Origin of the sequence: Klebsiella sp. Q2 (genome assembly GCF_009900705.1) — a bacterium.
Lineage (GTDB): Bacteria > Pseudomonadota > Gammaproteobacteria > Enterobacterales > Enterobacteriaceae > Klebsiella > Klebsiella quasipneumoniae.
In genome coordinates this window covers 13,198-29,965 of the sequence record NZ_JAAABE010000003.1, presented here as the reverse complement: position 1 = coordinate 29,965, position 16,768 = coordinate 13,198, and the positions used below count along the sequence as shown (strand labels likewise).

General features: G+C 57.7%; 14 protein-coding genes. 3 read left to right on the top strand and 11 right to left on the bottom strand.

Translation table 11 applies throughout. The features are described from left to right. Nucleotides 1-2 precede the first annotated feature (2 nt). Nucleotides 3-935, bottom strand: coding sequence for a p-hydroxybenzoic acid efflux pump subunit AaeA (gene aaeA, locus GT756_RS11810; protein WP_004206234.1), 933 nt, complete (start codon nt 933-935; stop codon nt 3-5). Nucleotides 936-942: 7 nt separating this feature from the next. Continuing rightward, on the bottom strand, nt 943-1,146 hold the full coding sequence (gene aaeX, locus GT756_RS11805; RefSeq protein ID WP_002918640.1) for a p-hydroxybenzoic acid efflux pump operon protein AaeX: 204 nt from the start codon (nt 1,144-1,146) through the stop codon (nt 943-945). Nucleotides 1,147-1,277: 131 nt separating this feature from the next. Here aaeX and aaeR point away from each other — a divergent pair, with 131 nt between their 5' ends. Further along, the gene (gene aaeR, locus GT756_RS11800; RefSeq protein WP_004206235.1) at nt 1,278-2,207 is read left to right on the top strand and encodes an HTH-type transcriptional activator AaeR; all 930 of its coding nucleotides are present in this window, start codon (nt 1,278-1,280) and stop codon (nt 2,205-2,207) included. A 35-nt stretch (nt 2,208-2,242) separates the two neighbouring features. Here the strand turns inward: aaeR and tldD are convergent, their stop codons facing one another. The 9 genes from tldD to GT756_RS11755 form a co-directional block, all read right to left on the bottom strand. Next, on the bottom strand, nt 2,243-3,688 hold the full coding sequence (gene tldD, locus GT756_RS11795; protein ID WP_160124815.1) for a metalloprotease TldD: 1,446 nt from the start codon (nt 3,686-3,688) through the stop codon (nt 2,243-2,245). Nucleotides 3,689-3,776: 88 nt separating this feature from the next. After that, complete coding sequence (gene yhdP, locus GT756_RS11790) at nt 3,777-7,574, bottom strand: AsmA2 domain-containing protein YhdP (protein ID WP_064150914.1); 3,798 nt, start codon at nt 7,572-7,574, stop codon at nt 3,777-3,779. A 37-nt stretch (nt 7,575-7,611) separates the two neighbouring features. After that, a complete protein-coding gene (rng, locus tag GT756_RS11785; protein ID WP_004206239.1) occupies nt 7,612-9,081 on the bottom strand; it encodes a ribonuclease G in 1,470 nt (489 codons plus the stop codon). Nucleotides 9,082-9,083: 2 nt separating this feature from the next. Further along, nucleotides 9,084-9,665 (bottom strand): nucleoside triphosphate pyrophosphatase, encoded by a 582-nt coding sequence (locus GT756_RS11780; protein WP_004206240.1) that lies wholly within the window; start codon nt 9,663-9,665, stop codon nt 9,084-9,086. Between the two features lie 7 nt (nt 9,666-9,672). Then, a complete protein-coding gene (gene mreD, locus GT756_RS11775; RefSeq protein WP_002918648.1) occupies nt 9,673-10,161 on the bottom strand; it encodes a rod shape-determining protein MreD in 489 nt (162 codons plus the stop codon). Next, the gene (gene mreC, locus GT756_RS11770; protein WP_004206242.1) at nt 10,161-11,153 is read right to left on the bottom strand and encodes a rod shape-determining protein MreC; all 993 of its coding nucleotides are present in this window, start codon (nt 11,151-11,153) and stop codon (nt 10,161-10,163) included. The genes mreD and mreC overlap by 1 nt, the downstream gene beginning before the upstream one ends. A gap of 70 nt (nt 11,154-11,223) precedes the next feature. Beyond that, nucleotides 11,224-12,267 (bottom strand): rod shape-determining protein MreB, encoded by a 1,044-nt coding sequence (gene mreB, locus GT756_RS11765; RefSeq protein ID WP_002918653.1) that lies wholly within the window; start codon nt 12,265-12,267, stop codon nt 11,224-11,226. A 305-nt stretch (nt 12,268-12,572) separates the two neighbouring features. Beyond that, nucleotides 12,573-14,513: an RNase E specificity factor CsrD gene (gene csrD / locus GT756_RS11760; protein ID WP_004206243.1), complete on the bottom strand. Its 1,941-nt coding sequence runs from the start codon at nt 14,511-14,513 to the stop codon at nt 12,573-12,575. 79 nt (nt 14,514-14,592) lie between these two features. Then, complete coding sequence (locus GT756_RS11755; protein ID WP_032429221.1) at nt 14,593-14,784, bottom strand: hypothetical protein; 192 nt, start codon at nt 14,782-14,784, stop codon at nt 14,593-14,595. A 231-nt stretch (nt 14,785-15,015) separates the two neighbouring features. Between GT756_RS11755 and msrP the strand changes: the two genes are divergently transcribed. Both msrP and msrQ read left to right on the top strand, forming a co-directional pair. Further along, nucleotides 15,016-16,017 (top strand): protein-methionine-sulfoxide reductase catalytic subunit MsrP, encoded by a 1,002-nt coding sequence (gene msrP, locus GT756_RS11750; RefSeq protein ID WP_017899937.1) that lies wholly within the window; start codon nt 15,016-15,018, stop codon nt 16,015-16,017. Then, nucleotides 16,017-16,616: a protein-methionine-sulfoxide reductase heme-binding subunit MsrQ gene (gene msrQ / locus GT756_RS11745; protein WP_004206245.1), complete on the top strand. Its 600-nt coding sequence runs from the start codon at nt 16,017-16,019 to the stop codon at nt 16,614-16,616. Before msrP ends, msrQ begins: the two co-directional genes overlap by 1 nt. The last annotated feature ends 152 nt before the right edge of the window (nt 16,617-16,768 follow it).

Sequence of the window (16,768 nt, the reverse complement as noted above, 5' to 3'; positions counted from 1 at the left end):
GATTAACCGAATTCGCGCAGGCGCATAGCCAGTTTCTGGAAGAAGTTGGCCTGGCTGGTATCACGGTCTTCTTTACCGGTGATCACCACCGTCGCCGTGGTGCCCGATGGCCACAGATTCCCCTGCTGGTGGTCAAGACGAATACGTACCGGCACACGCTGCGCCAGACGCACCCATTCAAGGTTGGAATCCACCGAGGCCATCCCTTTCGAGTCGCTGCTGCTGCTGGCGTTGGTTACCCCCGCAGCGATACTGTCCACCGTGCCTTTAATGGTTTTGCTGCTGCCAAGCGGGGTAATTTCCGCCCGGTAGCCAGGACGGACGCCTTCCAGTTTGGTCTCTTCCAGATAGGCCATGACGTAAAATGTATTCTCTTTCACCAGCGCCACCGCCGTGGAGCCGCGGGTGATAAATTCCCCGGTATAGACGTTAAGGTTGGTTACCCAACCATCCGCAGGGGCGCGAATCTCCGTGCGCTCCAGGTCCAGTCTGGCCAGGTCGCGGCTGGCCACCGCTTTCGCCAGCTGATGCTCAACCGTCTGCAGCACATTGTTCGCCTGGTCAATCTCTTCCCGCGACATCGCCTGGACGCCAAGCTTATTACGCCGACCGGCTTCGACACGTTTTTCCTGGGCTAACGTCTGGTAGTAGGCAACATCGGCTTCCGCCTGCGCCAGCGCTTTTTGGTAACGAGGCTGGTCAATAACGAACAATACCTGGTCTTTCTTAACCAGTTGGTTATCCTTGACGTTTACCTGGGAGATCAGCCCGGAGACGTCGGGGGCAATGGCCACAATGTCGGCGCTAAAGCGCGCATCCCGCGTCCACGGCGAGGCGGTGTAGTAAACCCAGGCGCGGAAAATCGCTACGAAGGCCAAAATGACCAGTATCACGGTAATAGCAGTACGGAGGATATTTCTTGTTAGTGTTTTCACATCAACCTCAAACGAACAAGCGCGATATCAAATAAAAAAGGCAGCAATATAGCGCCGTATTAAACAGTGCAGGGTGCCAGACAAAATCGTAAATGCCGGTCGGAACCAGCAATCGGTGCACCAGCCAGAAGATGGCCAGCGACAACAGCAACTCGAAGAAGATCGGCGGAAACGATAAGCCGAAAATCACGATGACAGGAAACAGACTCATGATGACCTTGAATAAGAAGCGTACAGGTAGTGAGCAGATGCGTTTATTATGTAGCTAACAATATATTAACGTAACGATTGCCGCATTATCTACAATGTGTGATCTAAATCACTTTTAAGCCAGAGTGAATAATGGAACGATTAAAGCGCATGTCCGTTTTCGCCAAAGTGGTCGAATTAGGTTCCTTCACCGCAGCGGCCCGCCAGCTTCAGATGAGCGTTTCCTCAATCAGTCAGACCGTCGCCAAACTGGAAGATGAACTGCAGGTGAAGCTGCTCAACCGCAGCACCCGCAGCCTTGGCTTAACGGAAGCGGGTAAAATTTACTATCAGGGCTGCCGTAGGATGCTGTTTGAAGCGCAGGATGTCCATGAGCAATTATACGCATTTAACAACACCCCCATCGGGACGCTGCGTATCGGCTGCTCTTCAACTATGGCACAGAATGTTCTGGCGCGCATAACGGCGAAAATGCTGAAAGAATACCCCGGGCTCTCCGTCAATCTGGTCACCGGCATACCTGCGCCGGACCTGATCGCCGACGGTCTTGACGTGGTGATCCGCGTGGGTGCCCTGCAGGATTCCAGCCTTTTTTCCCGCCGCCTGGGATCAATGCCGATGGTATTATGCGCCGCGAAAAGCTATCTGGCGCAGGCTGGCAATCCGGAGAAACCGGCCGATCTTACCGGGCATGCCTGGCTGGAATATAGCGTGCGGCCGGACAATGAGTTTGTCATTATCGCGCCGGAAGGGATCTCAACCCGCCTGACCCCACAGGGGCGCTTTGTGACCAACGACCCCATGACGCTGGTGCGCTGGCTGACCGCCGGGGTGGGTATCGCCTATGTGCCGTTGATGTGGGCGATCGAAGAGATCAATCGTGGTGAGCTTGAGATCCTGCTGCCGAGCTACCAGTCCGATCCGCGGCCGGTTTACGCCCTGTACACCGAAAAGGATAAACTGCCGCTGAAAGTGCAGGTCTGTATCAACTATCTGACGGAATATTTTGTCGACGTGGCGAAGATCTATCAGGGGATGCACGGGAGAGGGATCGCCCGCTGAAGCGGTTCCCGGCGACGCCGGGAACCCGGTCAGGATCAGGCGGTGCCGCCGACGGTAAGATTATCGACCTTCAGGGTCGGCTGGCCAACGCCCACCGGCACGCTCTGGCCCTCTTTGCCACAGACGCCGACGCCGTTATCCAGACGCAGATCGTTACCCACCATCGAAATCTGCTGCATGGTCTCAATCCCGGAGCCGATCAGGGTAGCCCCTTTCACCGCCTTCGTGACCTTGCCTTTTTCGATCAGATAGGCCTCGGAGGTGGAGAAGACAAACTTACCGGAGGTGATATCCACCTGCCCGCCGCCGAAGTTAGGCGCGAAGATACCATAGTCCACCGACTCGATAATCTCCTGCGGCGTGGACTGGCCCGCCAGCATATAGGTGTTGGTCATACGCGGCATCGGCAGATGGGCATAGGATTCACGGCGGCCGTTGCCGGTCGGCGCGACGCCCATCAGACGCGCATTGAGTTTATCCTGCATGTAGCCTTTCAGGATGCCGTTTTCGATCAGCACATTGTATTGACCCGGCGTGCCTTCATCATCGATAGCCACCGAGCCACGACGGTCGACGATGGTGCCGTCGTCCACAACGGTGCACAGCTCAGAGGCGACTAATTCCCCCATATGGCCGCTAAAGACCGAGGTGCCGCGACGGTTGAAATCGCCTTCCAGGCCATGACCGACCGCTTCGTGCAGCAGGACGCCAGGCCAGCCGGCGCCGAGCACCACCGGCAGCATTCCCGCCGGGGCGGCGACCGCCGAGAGGTTAACCAGCGCCATGCGCACCGCTTCTTTCGCCCAGGCGTCGGCCCGCACTTCGCCCTCCTGAGAGGCGAGGAAATAGTCATAGCCAAAACGCCCGCCGCCGCCGCTGCTGCCGCGCTCGCGTTTGCCCTCCTCTTCCACCAGTACGCTGACCGAGAGGCGCACCAGCGGACGAACGTCCGCGGCCAGAGTGCCGTCGGTGGCGGCCACCAGAATCAGTTCATAGACGCCGCTCAGGCTGGCCGAAACCTCCTGCACACGCTGATCCGCCGCGCGAGCGACTTTGTCGACCCGGCGGAGAATATCCAGCTTCTCTTCCCGGCTCATACTCTGCAGCGGGTCGATGGTGGTATAGAGGGCGCTGTGCTCTACGGCGCCGAGGGTCTGTACTTTGCCATTGCCGGTCTCGCGCACAATGGTCCGCGCCGCCTGGGCGCTCTGCTCCAGCGCCAGCTTGCTGATCTGGTCAGCGTAGGCAAAGCCTGTTTTTTCGCCGCTGACGGCGCGCACGCCTACGCCCTGGTCGATATTGTACGACCCATCTTTAATGATGCTGTCTTCCAGAACCCAGGATTCGTGATAGCTCGACTGAAAATAAAGATCGCCGTAATCGAGGCGGCGCTCGGTCAGTTGACCAAGAATGGCAAACAGGTCCTGATGATTCAGGCCATTTGCCGACAGTAATTGTTCACTTACCAGGTTCAGACTCATCGTTATGCTACTCGTTTGTTGCCGCCTGACAGGCGGAAATACAGAAGGCTATCTATTGAGATTGCGGCAATTCCCGGCAATCGTCAAATCATTGCTTTTTGTTGCTGCGCGCCTGGCGCAGCACTTCATTGATCTGCGGCTGGTCAATCGGGCCGGTGATGCGATAGCGCAGTATCGAGACTTTATTCCACAGCGGCCCCAGCACCTTGCTGGCGGCAAACACCGCCGCGCCGACAATCGGGTTGACAGCAAAAGCCGCCGCCACGCCGACGGTCGCGGAGATCTCCGGCGCGACCACCGCCTGCAGATCCAGCTGGCGACGCACCAGATCGACCGACCCTTTCATGGCAATGTCCGCCTCCAGACCATCCACCAGCGTATCATCGGTATGCAGTACGCCATCCTTAATCCATGCCGTACTGTTAATCGAGTCAAAGTAAAAACCTTCGCTGAAGGTATCGCTGAAGTCGAAGCGCAGTTTGCGCAGTAGGGCATCGACGCTCAGCAAACGCAGCAGCTGGCCTGCATGTCCGGTACTCAGGTCGGTAAACTGCCCCTTGCCGAGGTGGCTTTTAATGATCCCATTGAGCGAGGCGACATCGGGTGACCAGGGCGGCGCGCGCCAGTGGAGATCGTAGTCGATATCAAACGGCGAATCCTTCACCGGTGTGGAAACGCCAAAGAAATCCGCAAATTCATCCGTTTTATTGCCATGCAGTCTGCCTTTCAGCGAGGTGCGCACCCCGGAAGGGGCGTTAACCCACACGCCGTCGGTCGTCAGCCGGCCAAACCCGGTATCCACCAGGCCGTTGGAGAGCGTTAAGGTATCGCCCTTGATCGTCACATCGCCGTCGATGCGGCCATATTTTTGCCCCCACAGCCAGCATTCCGCGCAGCGCAGTTGCAGATCGGGCCAGCCGTGGAAATCCAGCCGCGTCTCCGCCTGAGAAGTCACGTTCTCCGTTCCGCCCTTGCCGCTGGCGCTGGCCGGGTTGAAATAGAGATAACGCACATTTGCCAGCCACGGGGCATTGTCGCGCATCGTCAGGGTGGCGTTGATCTCACGCCCCTGCGCCTCAACCTGCGAGCCGCCGGCGACCGGCTGCGACATCAGACTGACGTTGTTCCATTGCTGGCCGGCCAGCGCCAGCGACGGCGTACGCAGCACAATGCGCGGTGGAAAGAGGACACTGCTGCTGACTTCATTCGCCGCGCCCTTCTGGAACAGCGCCAGCCATTGCGCGCCATCCATCGGCGGCAGATTGAGTTCAACGCCGGGCTGGTCGGGCAGCGGAGAGAGGCCTTTGCTATCCGTCGTGAGGATCGCTCTGTCCAGCGTCAGCTTACGGTTCAGCAACCAGCGGCTGTTGATATGATTCTTCGCGCCAACGGATCCGGTCAGGTCGAAGCTGCTCAGACCGCCGGCGACGTTAATTTTGACCGGCAGGGGTTCGCCAGCGGACTTGTTGACCGGTGAAGGTAAGTGACTGCTCACATTCTTCAGATCGCCATTGATATCAACCTTATAGCTGGCATTGCCATGGTACGGCAGTTCGATAGCGACCTTGCCATCCCACGGAACGCTACCGCTCAGCGTCTCATTAACCGCTTTCGGCAGCAGTCCGGTGCGCGACGGCTGCCAGGTGGCATTCATCCCGACATCCACCAGAAACGCTTTTTCACCTTCGCGGGTGGTAAAATTGAGGTTCAGCGGCTGATTAAACCAGGTCGCGCTCAACGTTTGACTATTGAGATCGCCATTCACAAAGCTGAAATTACCGCTCAGGTTCTGCAGCGTAGTATCTAATGGTTTGATAAACAAGGTATTATTCTGCAGCCGTACATCGCCTTTCGCGGTGGTCATCTCGCCATCGAGGGGGATATTCAGATGTAAGCGAGCGCTCACATCCCCATCCAGCTGCAGGGAATCCAGCGCTGCCCCGAGCGACGCTTTCAATGGCGTGGTGTTGAAATAAGGGCCCACCTCTTTGCCCGGGCCTTTGATGTCAGCATCAATCAGCAGTTTTTCCTGCGCATAATCCGGGATCACGGCATCGAGATTGCTGGCGGTCACATTGCCGAGCATCGCTTTATCCGCCCGCATCCACAGGCCGCTGTTGATAAAATTGAGGTCGATATTCAGCCCGGTCAGCGCCGGCCAGTCCGGTTGAAAAGCGAAAGTGGCATTCTTCAGCGGGACGTAAACCTGGAACTGGCCTTCATTGTGCGGATACGGGAACAGATGTGGGTTACCGCCATACACCAGCGTCGCATCGCGGGCCTGCCCGGCTTTAATCGCGCCGCTGAGATAGTCCACCAGCGCTTTGCCCATCAGGTTTTCCGGGAAGTAACGCCACGCCTGGCCGCCATCGTTGGTGCTGATCCCCGCCAGAATGCCCAGCCACGGATCGTCCCCCTGCGGTTGCAGATAGCGGAAGCCGCCGCGGGCGCGTACCCCCGTCGCCTGCACGTCAATATCGCGGCCATCAAGCATAAAGCCTTTGTCATTTTTCACCCAGCTGAGGGTGGCTTCGCCAGCGGCGATCTCCAGCGGGGCCCGGAAAACTCCGGCATACGGCATTTGCGCCTTCGTCATGCGGGCGCGCAGTTCCCCGTGCTCCACGCTGCCATTCAGGCTGCCGGAAAAGTGTTCCGCTCCCGGCAGGAGTTTCCACTGCTTCCACGCCAGATCGCTCCACTGCGCCTGAAAGCGCGTTTTCTCCGTCGCCTGCAGGGGAATATCGAGAGCCAGCAGATTGATTTTGCCGCTGGGCTGCGTGGTGCGCCAGAGTTCGCCCAAAGAAGGCGCCAGCTTATCGGCAAACGGCTGCAATCCGCTCAGGCCACTGAGCGCTAAATTGCTGGCGCGAATACGTAATTCATCGCTACGCTGATGACCGTCGCCACCGACATCCTGCCCCGGGATCCACGCCATCGCCAGCGCGCCGCTTGGCCACGGTTTATCGTCGATCGCGATCCGCGTATCGGGAATATAGAAGCCCCAGCTCTGCTTGTCGTGAGAGAGATGCGCCGTCAGGTTATCCACTGACAGATGATGAACCTCGCTATCCCCTTGCCAGCTGGCGCCCCCTTTTTTCAGCCATACGTCGCCGCTGGCTACATCGCCTTTTTCAATAGTCATCCAGCCTTCGAGGCTGAAGCGGGCGCTTTTCAGCGCGATATTGTCCTGCATCCAGCGGCCCAGCCAGGGTTTGACGTCAATATCGTCAGCCTGCAGCCAGACCCGGCCTTTATTCAGCAGGCCATCCTCATCGCGGAGATCCATCCGCACCTGCATGACGCCATGCTGGCCGGTGAGACTGGAAAGGCTGAGCTGCCCCTCGGCGCGGTGACGGTTCCTGCCGTTAAGCCAGGTCAGCTGCGGGACCGCCAGCTCCGCCCGCTGACCAGAAATGGTCAGGAAGCTCAGATGGCTGTCGCGCAGAGTAAAGTGGTCGAACTGACGTAAAAAGAGATCGCTGATGCGGTCGGTTTTCAGACTTTCGCCGCCGTCATTGGTCTGAATCGGGGTATTGGTATGGACCTGCAGCTGCCAGAAGGTGAGATCGCGAAACTGCCAGCGCATATGCAGCAGACTTTGCCAGACGTCCAGCGCCAGGGTCACGCGCTTGACCGCCATTGTCCCGCCATCCTTCAGCCCAACATGAATATCGCGGACATCTAATGTTGGGCCAAAAGTTTGCCAGCTGGCGGCGATCTGCGAGGCATCCACCGGCGTGCCGGTGAGGGCGGAGATTTTCTCCAGCAGCTGCGGACGCCAGGCGTCGAGCTGCGGCAACACGAGACGCAAGCCACTCACCAGCAGCGCGACGATAACAATCAATGTTGCCACGGTGAGCAATAAAATCCCGGGCAGTCGCCTCACGCCTCTCTCCTTGTCAGCCGCACAATGACGCGGTGTATTACATCATAACCACATCGAACTGCTCTTGATTATAGAGCGGCTCAATTTGTACCTTCACCTGCTTGCCGACAAAGATCTCCACTTCCGCCAGCGCATGCGACTCTTCCCCTTTCAGAGTTTCCGCCACCGCAGGGGAAGCATAGACCAGGAAGCGATCGGAATCATAAGCATGATGCACGCGAACGATCTCACGCATAATCTCATAGCATACCGTTTCCACGGACTTTACCGTTCCGCGTCCGTGGCAGGTCGGGCATTCGTTGCACAGCACATGCTCCACGCTTTCGCGGGTGCGTTTCCGCGTCATCTCCACCAGACCCAGCTGGGAGAAACCGTTGATGCTGGTCTTCACCCGGTCTTTGCTGAGGGCCTGCTCCAGGGAGTGCAACACCCGCCGGCGATGGTCTTCATTGTTCATGTCGATGAAATCAATGATGATAATGCCGCCGAGGTTACGCAAACGCAGCTGGCGGGCTATCGCCTGGGTGGCTTCGATATTGGTATTGAAGATAGTATCGTCAAGATTGCGGTGCCCAACAAACGCTCCGGTGTTGATATCGATGGTGGTCATCGCCTCGGTCTGGTCGATGATCAGATAGCCCCCGGACTTGAGCTCGACTTTACGCTCCAGCGCGCGCTGAATTTCGTTCTCAACGTCAAAGAGATCGAATATCGGCTGACGGCCGCTGTAGTGTTCCAGCTTGCTGGTCATTTCCGGGATATATTCGGCGGTAAATTCCAGCAGCGCCTCATAGGTCAGCCGCGAGTCGACGCGAATACGATCGAGATGCGCATCGGCAAAATCCCGCAACACGCGCTGAGCCAGGGCCAGCTCGCCGTACAGCTGATAGCGGGTCTGGTTGCGCTTTTTGCGCTCCATCACTTTGGTCCATACGCGCTTAAGATAGGCGGCATCGGCGGCCATCTCCTGCTCGTGGACCCCTTCCGCGGCGGTGCGAATGATAAACCCGCCCTGCTCGTCGCAGTACTCTGCCACGACCTTTTTCAGCCGCTCGCGCTCGGCTTCGCTTTCAATCCGCTGAGAGACCCCCACATGGGAGGCGCCTGGCATAAAAACCAGATAGCGGGAAGGCAGGGTAATATCGGTGGTCAGACGCGCGCCTTTGGTACCGAGCGGATCTTTAACCACCTGAACCATCAGGTCCTGGCCCTGACGCACCAGCTCCGAAATATCGCGCACGGTAAACTGCTTTTGCTCCTCACCGGCAACGCATTCGGTATGCGGCATGATATCGGAGGCGTGGAGGAACGCCGCCTTATCCAGACCAATATCTACAAAAGCCGCCTGCATTCCCGGCAGCACTCGGCTAACACGACCTTTGTAGATATTGCCTACTATTCCGCGTCGCGCTTCACGCTCAATATGGATTTCCTGCAGAATACCGCCATCAATATACGCAACGCGCGTTTCGGATGGCGTTACGTTCACTAATAATTCAGCCGTCATCTTTATCCCTTTTCTTTACGCAGTGAGTTAAAGTTACTGAGCAACTCATACGTTTCCACCAGCGGTAAGCCGACTACGGCGTGATAGCTGCCATTAATCTTCCTGACGAAGCAGCCACCCAACCCTTGAATACCGTATGCACCTGCTTTATCTAAAGGCTCGCCGCTGGCCACATAATCGGCGATATCCTGCTCGCTGAGCGTTCGGAAGGTCACTTCCGTGACCACCAGACAATCCAACGTCTGCTGCTTATCCGCCAGCGCCACCGCGGTCATGACCTGATGGGTTTGGCCGGAAAGCAGGCGCAGCATCGCTGCAGCGTGTTCGGCGTCGCGCGGTTTTTCCAGCACTTCGCCGTTCAAAATAACAATCGTATCCGCTCCCAACACCGGCAAATCCCGCGATGCCAGCGCCACTCCGGCCTGCGCCTTTTCACGCGCCAGACGGACGACATAGTGCTGTGCGCTCTCCTGCGGCTGGCGCTGCTCCTCGATACCAGGAACCAGACGCTCGAACGCGAGACCAAGCTGAGTCAGCAGTTCCTGCCGACGCGGGGAACCAGAAGCAAGATACAGAGTTGTCATATCAACCTTATTGCACTGCAAATTGCTGACGCACTTTACGCATCAGCAGGAAGAGCCATGGCCAGAGGATACCGTTTACTACACTACTCCAGAATACTTCCGGACGGAAAGAGACGTTGATCACTAAAAACTCTGCCCAGAAAACAATGATATCCACGGCGAGGGATAACAGCATGACCACCAGCGCCTGTTGCCACAGCGCCAGGTTACGGAACAGCTGATACTTCAGCGCCACCAGATAGGCGACGATGCTTAAGGACAGCGCGCGAACGCCCAGCGTCGAGCCGCTGATGAGATCAAGAATAGCCCCCATCACGAAGCCCGTCCCCACGTTCACCCGGTGCGGCAGCGCGAGGATCCAGTACAGCAGGATCAATAATACCCAGTTGGGCCGGAAAACGCTGATGTCCGCCGGCCAGGGCATAATTTGCAGCAATAGCGCGATAAGAAACGAGAGCCAGATAACCCAGCGTCCCTGGCTACGGTAACTTGCCACTATTGCCCCCCTGCAGGCTGCGACGGCTGAGACGGCGTCAGCCCGGTGGCGGGCGCCGGCATCTGCGGCCCCATCGCATCCGGCGCAGGCAACACCTGCGGCATCATCTGCATCAGGCGTTCGTTAGCCACGCGATGAACCTCTTCCGGAGTCATCGGGTTAGCGCCATTGCGATCGGCGCCCCACAGCAGCAACAGATAGCGCAAACGCTGCAGACCGGCCGTCGGACGCGCCTGGATCACCGTGTAGGCGCGCTGGGTGTCCAGTTTCACTGAAGAGACAACCCCAACCGGGTACCCTTCCGGGAAACGGCCGCCAAGACCGGAGGTCACCAGCACATCGCCGACGCGAATATCGGTATTGGCCGGCAGATGCTCAAGCTGGAGGTCGTCGGTGCAGCCGTTACCGGCGGCAATGACGCGAATGTCGTTACGCAGGACCTGGATCGGCAACGCATGGGTGGCATCACAGATCAGCAGTACCCGGCTGGTCATTTTCGCTACCGCCACGACCTGCCCCACCACGCCTTTATCGCTGATAACCGGCTGGCCTTCGTAGACGCCGTTGACGCTGCCCTTATCGATAACCACCTGATCGCTGTAGGGGTCGTTGACCGTTGAGATGACCTGGGTCACCATTTTTTGCTCGTCCTGGCGCAGCGGCGAGCCAAGCAGTTCACGCAGGCGTGCGTTCTCCTGCTTGTACTGGCCCAGCATCAGCAGATCGCTGTTTTTCAACAACAGCTCCTGACGCAGCGCGCGGTTTTCCAGTTCGAGCTGGTCACGGGTAGCCAGCGTCTGCGATACGCTGTCGAGCAGTTCCCGGGGACCATTAGAGACAAAGTAGAAAGGGCTGACGGCTGTATCCATGTACGTTCTGATTTGACTGAACGTACCCAGGCGGCTGTCGGCGATAATCACGCCAAGCGCCACCAGCACCGCCAGAATAAGGCGAATCTGTAGCGAGGGGCCACGGCTAAAAATTGGCTTCATAGGCTATGCGTATTCTCGTGTCAGTAAAGACCTGGGGCAGCGCGTAAGCCACCCCGGACCTTCAGGCTGACTACTCTTCGCTAAACAGGTCGCCGCCGTGCATGTCGATCATTTCCAGCGCCTTGCCGCCGCCACGCGCTACGCAGGTCAGCGGATCTTCAGCAACCACGACTGGAATACCGGTTTCTTCCATTAACAGACGGTCCAGGTTGCGCAGCAGCGCACCACCGCCGGTGAGAACCATCCCGCGCTCGGAGATATCAGACGCCAGTTCCGGCGGGCACTGCTCAAGGGCAACCATGACCGCGCTCACGATGCCGGTCAGCGGCTCCTGCAGCGCTTCAAGAATTTCGTTTGAGTTCAGGGTGAAACCGCGTGGCACGCCTTCCGCCAGGTTACGGCCGCGCACTTCAATTTCACGCACTTCATCGCCCGGATAAGCCGAACCGATTTCATGTTTGATACGCTCAGCGGTCGCTTCACCGATCAGGGAGCCGTAGTTACGACGCACGTAATTGATGACGGCTTCGTCGAAACGGTCGCCGCCGATACGCACGGAAGAAGAGTAAACCACGCCGTTCAGGGAGATAACCGCCACCTCGGTGGTACCGCCGCCGATATCCACCACCATGGAACCGGTCGCTTCAGAAACCGGCAGGCCAGCGCCGATCGCGGCCGCCATCGGTTCTTCAATCAGGAACACTTCGCGAGCGCCTGCGCCCTGCGCGGATTCACGGATAGCACGACGCTCAACCTGGGTGGCGCCAACCGGCACGCAGACCAGTACGCGCGGGCTCGGGCGCATAAAGCTGTTGCTGTGCACTTGTTTTATAAAGTGCTGCAGCATCTTTTCCGTCACGAAGAAGTCAGCGATAACGCCGTCCTTCATCGGGCGAATCGCCGCGATATTACCCGGGGTACGGCCGAGCATCTGCTTCGCTTCATGACCCACGGCGGCGACGCTTTTCGGCGATCCGGCACGATCCTGACGAATGGCCACCACGGAAGGCTCATTCAATACGATGCCTTGTCCTTTTACGTAAATAAGGGTATTCGCAGTACCCAGGTCAATGGACAGGTCATTGGAAAACATGCCACGAAATTTTTTTAACATACTAAGGGATAATCCTGAAAGCTGGGGCGGAAAACAAAATCCGCTTACTTTACCAACCACACGCAGCAGCGACAAGGCGCAAAAATCACCTGCTGCGGTGAAAATTAGTGCAGTTCATTTCCTTTGTTACAAATTTTTCCGACTCCGTTCATTGCTGAAATCTTCAGCAGCGCTCCACGCCTGAATTTGTAACCTGTCAAAGGAGGGTCACTGGCATTTACATTGCGATGATCCGGCAGGTAGACAAGCACACCCCCTTCACGATGGCGCGCGTTATTCTACGTGAAATCACGCTAAACGGCAGATCAAACCGAGTATCTTTGCGAATATTTTTTCACATTTGTGTCAAGTGGCTGTGAGGCGGCAAAAAATTCCCCCTGCCCGCCCGTGACACCGCATTGGGACAGTACCAGCCACTCGCTGCGGCTGCGTACGCCCGTCGCAAAAACTTGCATAGGCATGCCTTTACAGGCTTCCACCAGGCTTTGCACCAGCAGCTGGTTCTCGCTGCGCTTTTCGATGTTGCGCGCCAGCCCCGGATGCAGTTTGATCAGCTCCGCATCCAGCTGCTTGATCCAGCTAGTTCCCACCAGGGTTAACCCTGCCTGAACCACCGCCACCCGAACGCCAAGCGCGTTAACCAACCGCATAACCGGCTGTAGACGGCCGATATATTGACAAACATCTGCCTCAGCAAGTTCAAAAATAATCCGCTGACGCTGCGATTTTTCGCACTGCATCAGAGCATCACGCAGCCAGCGCTGGAATCGCGGACGGATCAGCGACTCCACCGACAGCTGGAGCGCCAGATTCTCCTCGGGCCAGAAGCCTAAAAATGGCAGCAGGCGCGTCACCTGCAGGCGGTCATACTCCTCCGCCAGGCCAAACTGCAGCACCATCGGCATATACTCGGCGGCGATCACCTCTTCCTTACCGTCGTACATCCGCGACATCAGTTCACGGTGATGCACCCGGCCATCGCGAGTGACGGCGGGTTTCTGATACAACCGCGGCCCGCCGCGGCTCAGCATCTGTTCGATCAGCGTCCGCCAGCGAACGTTGCCGCGGCCTTTCTCCGGAAGGGTATCGTCATAGACCGACCAGCTGTTGCTGCCCTGCAGCACCGCGTTGCGCGTTGCTGCTTCAGCATGTTCCATCACTTGCGCCGCCGATTGTCCACTGCGGAAAGAACAGATGCCGATATGCATCATATCGTCACGATCGAGAATGCGCGTCGGAGGCAGCGCGTCCATGGCCTTCAGCAACAGTCCAGCGATGCTATCCGCCTCTTTTAACGTGCGGTGCGGCAGCAGCACGGCGAAGTCGCTACGGTGATAGCGGGCCAGCAGCGCGCCAGGGTAACGCATAATAAAGGTAGAGAGCAGGTTGATTAGCGTGAAGTAATGTTCTTCGGCCGCCGCTCGTCCCCAGTTGTCCCGCAGCAGATCAAACTCCGGCAGACGGATCATCATCACGATGCCGTACGCCCCCACCTTCTCCTGATCTTCCAGCAGCGTGGCCAACTGATTGTCAAAAAACAGGCGATTGTTCAGCCCGGTTTTGGAATCCTGTGCCGCATAGGAGCGAATCAGCGTATCCATCCGGCTGCGCTGATCGCTGGCGAATTGCAGCTCCGACAGCAGCATATCCAGCGCGCTACTGGTGCTGGCAGGCCATTCATAGACTGACCCGCGCACCTGCGGCCCGCGCTCGCCGCTCAGGATGCGCGTGGAACGAAGCTCAAGCAGTTCCTGACCTGCCAGCTGGCGGCGTATCCAGCGGACGGCGAAGAAAATAATCACCACCATGAAGCCGATGGAGATCGACAGCGGGGCGGTGATTGACAGCGAACGGAAATAGTTCACCATCGGGTCAACGTAGACCAGATGCAGGGTGATACCGGGATGTTTCAACGACGGGACCGTGATCTCACGGAATTGCTCATGACTGCCCAGCGGGCGGTAGCTGTCGGTTCGGGAGTGGCTGTAGAGCGGTTTACCGTTAAGCATGAAATCGATATGCACGATCTCTATCGGCGTCATCAGCTCATCCAGCTGCGGCTCAAGCTTATCAAAAGAGGTGGTGATGAGCCGGTTATCCAGCATGGTCGCCACCGCCTGAACCCGGTTTTCGACCTTGTTCTCAATGCCGTTGTAAAAACTCAGCGAAGCGCCAATCAGCGTGACAAAGATGGTCAGGCTAGTTAGCAGCGTGATAAAGGCTGAGAACTTCGTCGTTAATCGCATCCCTGTGTTAACTCCGCGAGTGAATGACTGCCCGATGAACCATCAGGCTCCCGTGCCGGCGCGCGCCTTGACGCTAGCATTAACCTTTTAAAGCGCGACGCATACTATCAAAGATGGCGAGTCTGGCAATGGAATGCGTATTATCGGCGAAAGTATGCCGATAGCGAGTATAGTCGGCAGAAAAAATTTGCCAATCGCCGCCCGCCTGCGGCCTGCGCCAGAAGCGCTTTAATTTTAGACGCTGGATGGCAAACCCGCGCCAGCGGCGCACATTATTGCTAATTTTCCATCCTGCCAGCCTCCCGCCCCCTTTTTTCCCCTGCTAAAGATGCCGGGTCAGGCGCGTTAAAGGAAACGTCTTGCGCCACTTTCCGATGATTCCTGGACGACCGCGCCCCAGCTTCGGCGGTGGCGAATGCGCCTAATGTGCAATTTTTCGTGACATATTCGCGATTCATCGCCGCCTCCGTCATGCTTAGGGAAACGCATGACGGAGGACACCATGAAAAGAAAAAAACTGACGGAAGCCGACGTCACGGCCGAATCCGTTTTTATGCTCCAGCGGCGCCAGGTGCTGAAAATGCTGGGCATCAGCGCGACCGCCCTTTCGCTTCCCGCCGCCGCACAGGCCGACCTGCTGGACTGGTTTAAAGGCCACGACCGTCCGCCAGCCCCGGCGGGCAAGGCCCTGGACTTTGCTAAACCCGCTGAATGGCAGGCTAACCTGACGCTTACTCCGGAAGATAAAGTCTCCGGCTACAATAACTTTTATGAATTCGGCCTCGATAAAGCCGATCCGGCGGCGAACGCGGGTAGTCTGCGCACCGATCCCTGGACGTTGACCATCGGCGGTGAGGTGGCGAAGCCGCTGACCCTTGACCATGACGATCTGACCAAACGCTTCCCGCTGGAAGAGCGTATTTACCGTATGCGCTGCGTGGAAGCCTGGTCGATGGTGGTCCCCTGGGTCGGCTTCCCGCTGCATAAGCTGTTGGCGCTGGTGGAGCCCACCAGCAACGCGCGCTATGTGGCCTTCAAAACCCTCTATGCCCCGGATCAAATGCCCGGGCAGAAAGATCGGTTTATCGGCGGCGGGCTCGCTTACCCTTACGTGGAGGGGTTGCGGCTGGATGAAGCGCTGCACCCGCTGACGCTGCTCACCGTCGGGGTGTATGGCAAAGCGCTGCCGCCGCAAAACGGCGCGCCGGTCCGCCTTACCGTGCCGTGGAAGTACGGTTTCAAAGGCATTAAATCCATCGTCAGCATTGAACTGACCCGCGAGCGGCCACCGACCACCTGGAACCTCGCGGCGCCGGACGAATACGGCTTCTTCGCCAACGTCAATCCGCACGTCGATCACCCCCGCTGGTCACAGGCTAGCGAGCGGTTTATCGGTGCCGGCGGCGTGCTCGATGTGAAACGTCAACCGACGCTGCTGTTTAACGGCTATGCCGACGAGGTGGCGTCGCTGTATCGCGGCATGAATCTGCGGGAGAACTTCTAGTGCGTTTCACCGTCAAACAGATCGCCTGGTTGAAGGTTTTACTTCATCTGGCGGGGTTTTTGCCGCTGGTCTGGTTATTCTGGGCCGGGCACCAGGGCTACTTTAGCGCCGATCCGGCCAAGGATATCCAGCATTTTACCGGCAGGATGGCGCTGAAGTTTCTGCTGGCGACGCTGCTGGTCTCCCCGCTGGCGCGCTACGCGAAACAGCCATTATTGATTCGCGTTCGCCGCCTGTTAGGTTTATGGTGTTTCGCCTGGGCGACCCTGCACCTGACCAGCTATACCCTGCTGGAGCTGGGCATTAACAATCTGGCGCTGCTGGGCTCGGAGATTATCAACCGCCCCTATCTGACGTTAGGCATGGTCAGTTGGGCGATCCTGCTGGCGCTGGCGGCGACGTCGACGCAGGCGATGCAGCGAAAACTGGGCCGCCGTTGGCAACTTTTACACAACTTCGTCTATCTGGTGGCGATCCTCGCGCCGATTCACTACCTGTGGTCAGTGAAGATCCTCTCACCGCAGCCCATCATTTATGCCCTGCTGGCAGTCGCGCTCCTGGCATGGCGTTACAAGAAGTTTCGCCAGTGGTGGCGCTGAATCCGGTAATGTGCAGTTTCCCGCAGATCCTTTATCAACCGCGACTCTTTTTAAGATAGCGGTTGATAATCTTCCCTGATAAGACCAGTATTTAGCTGCCAATTGCTACGAAATCGTTATAATGTGCGACTTTGGCTTTCCTGACAGGGTTT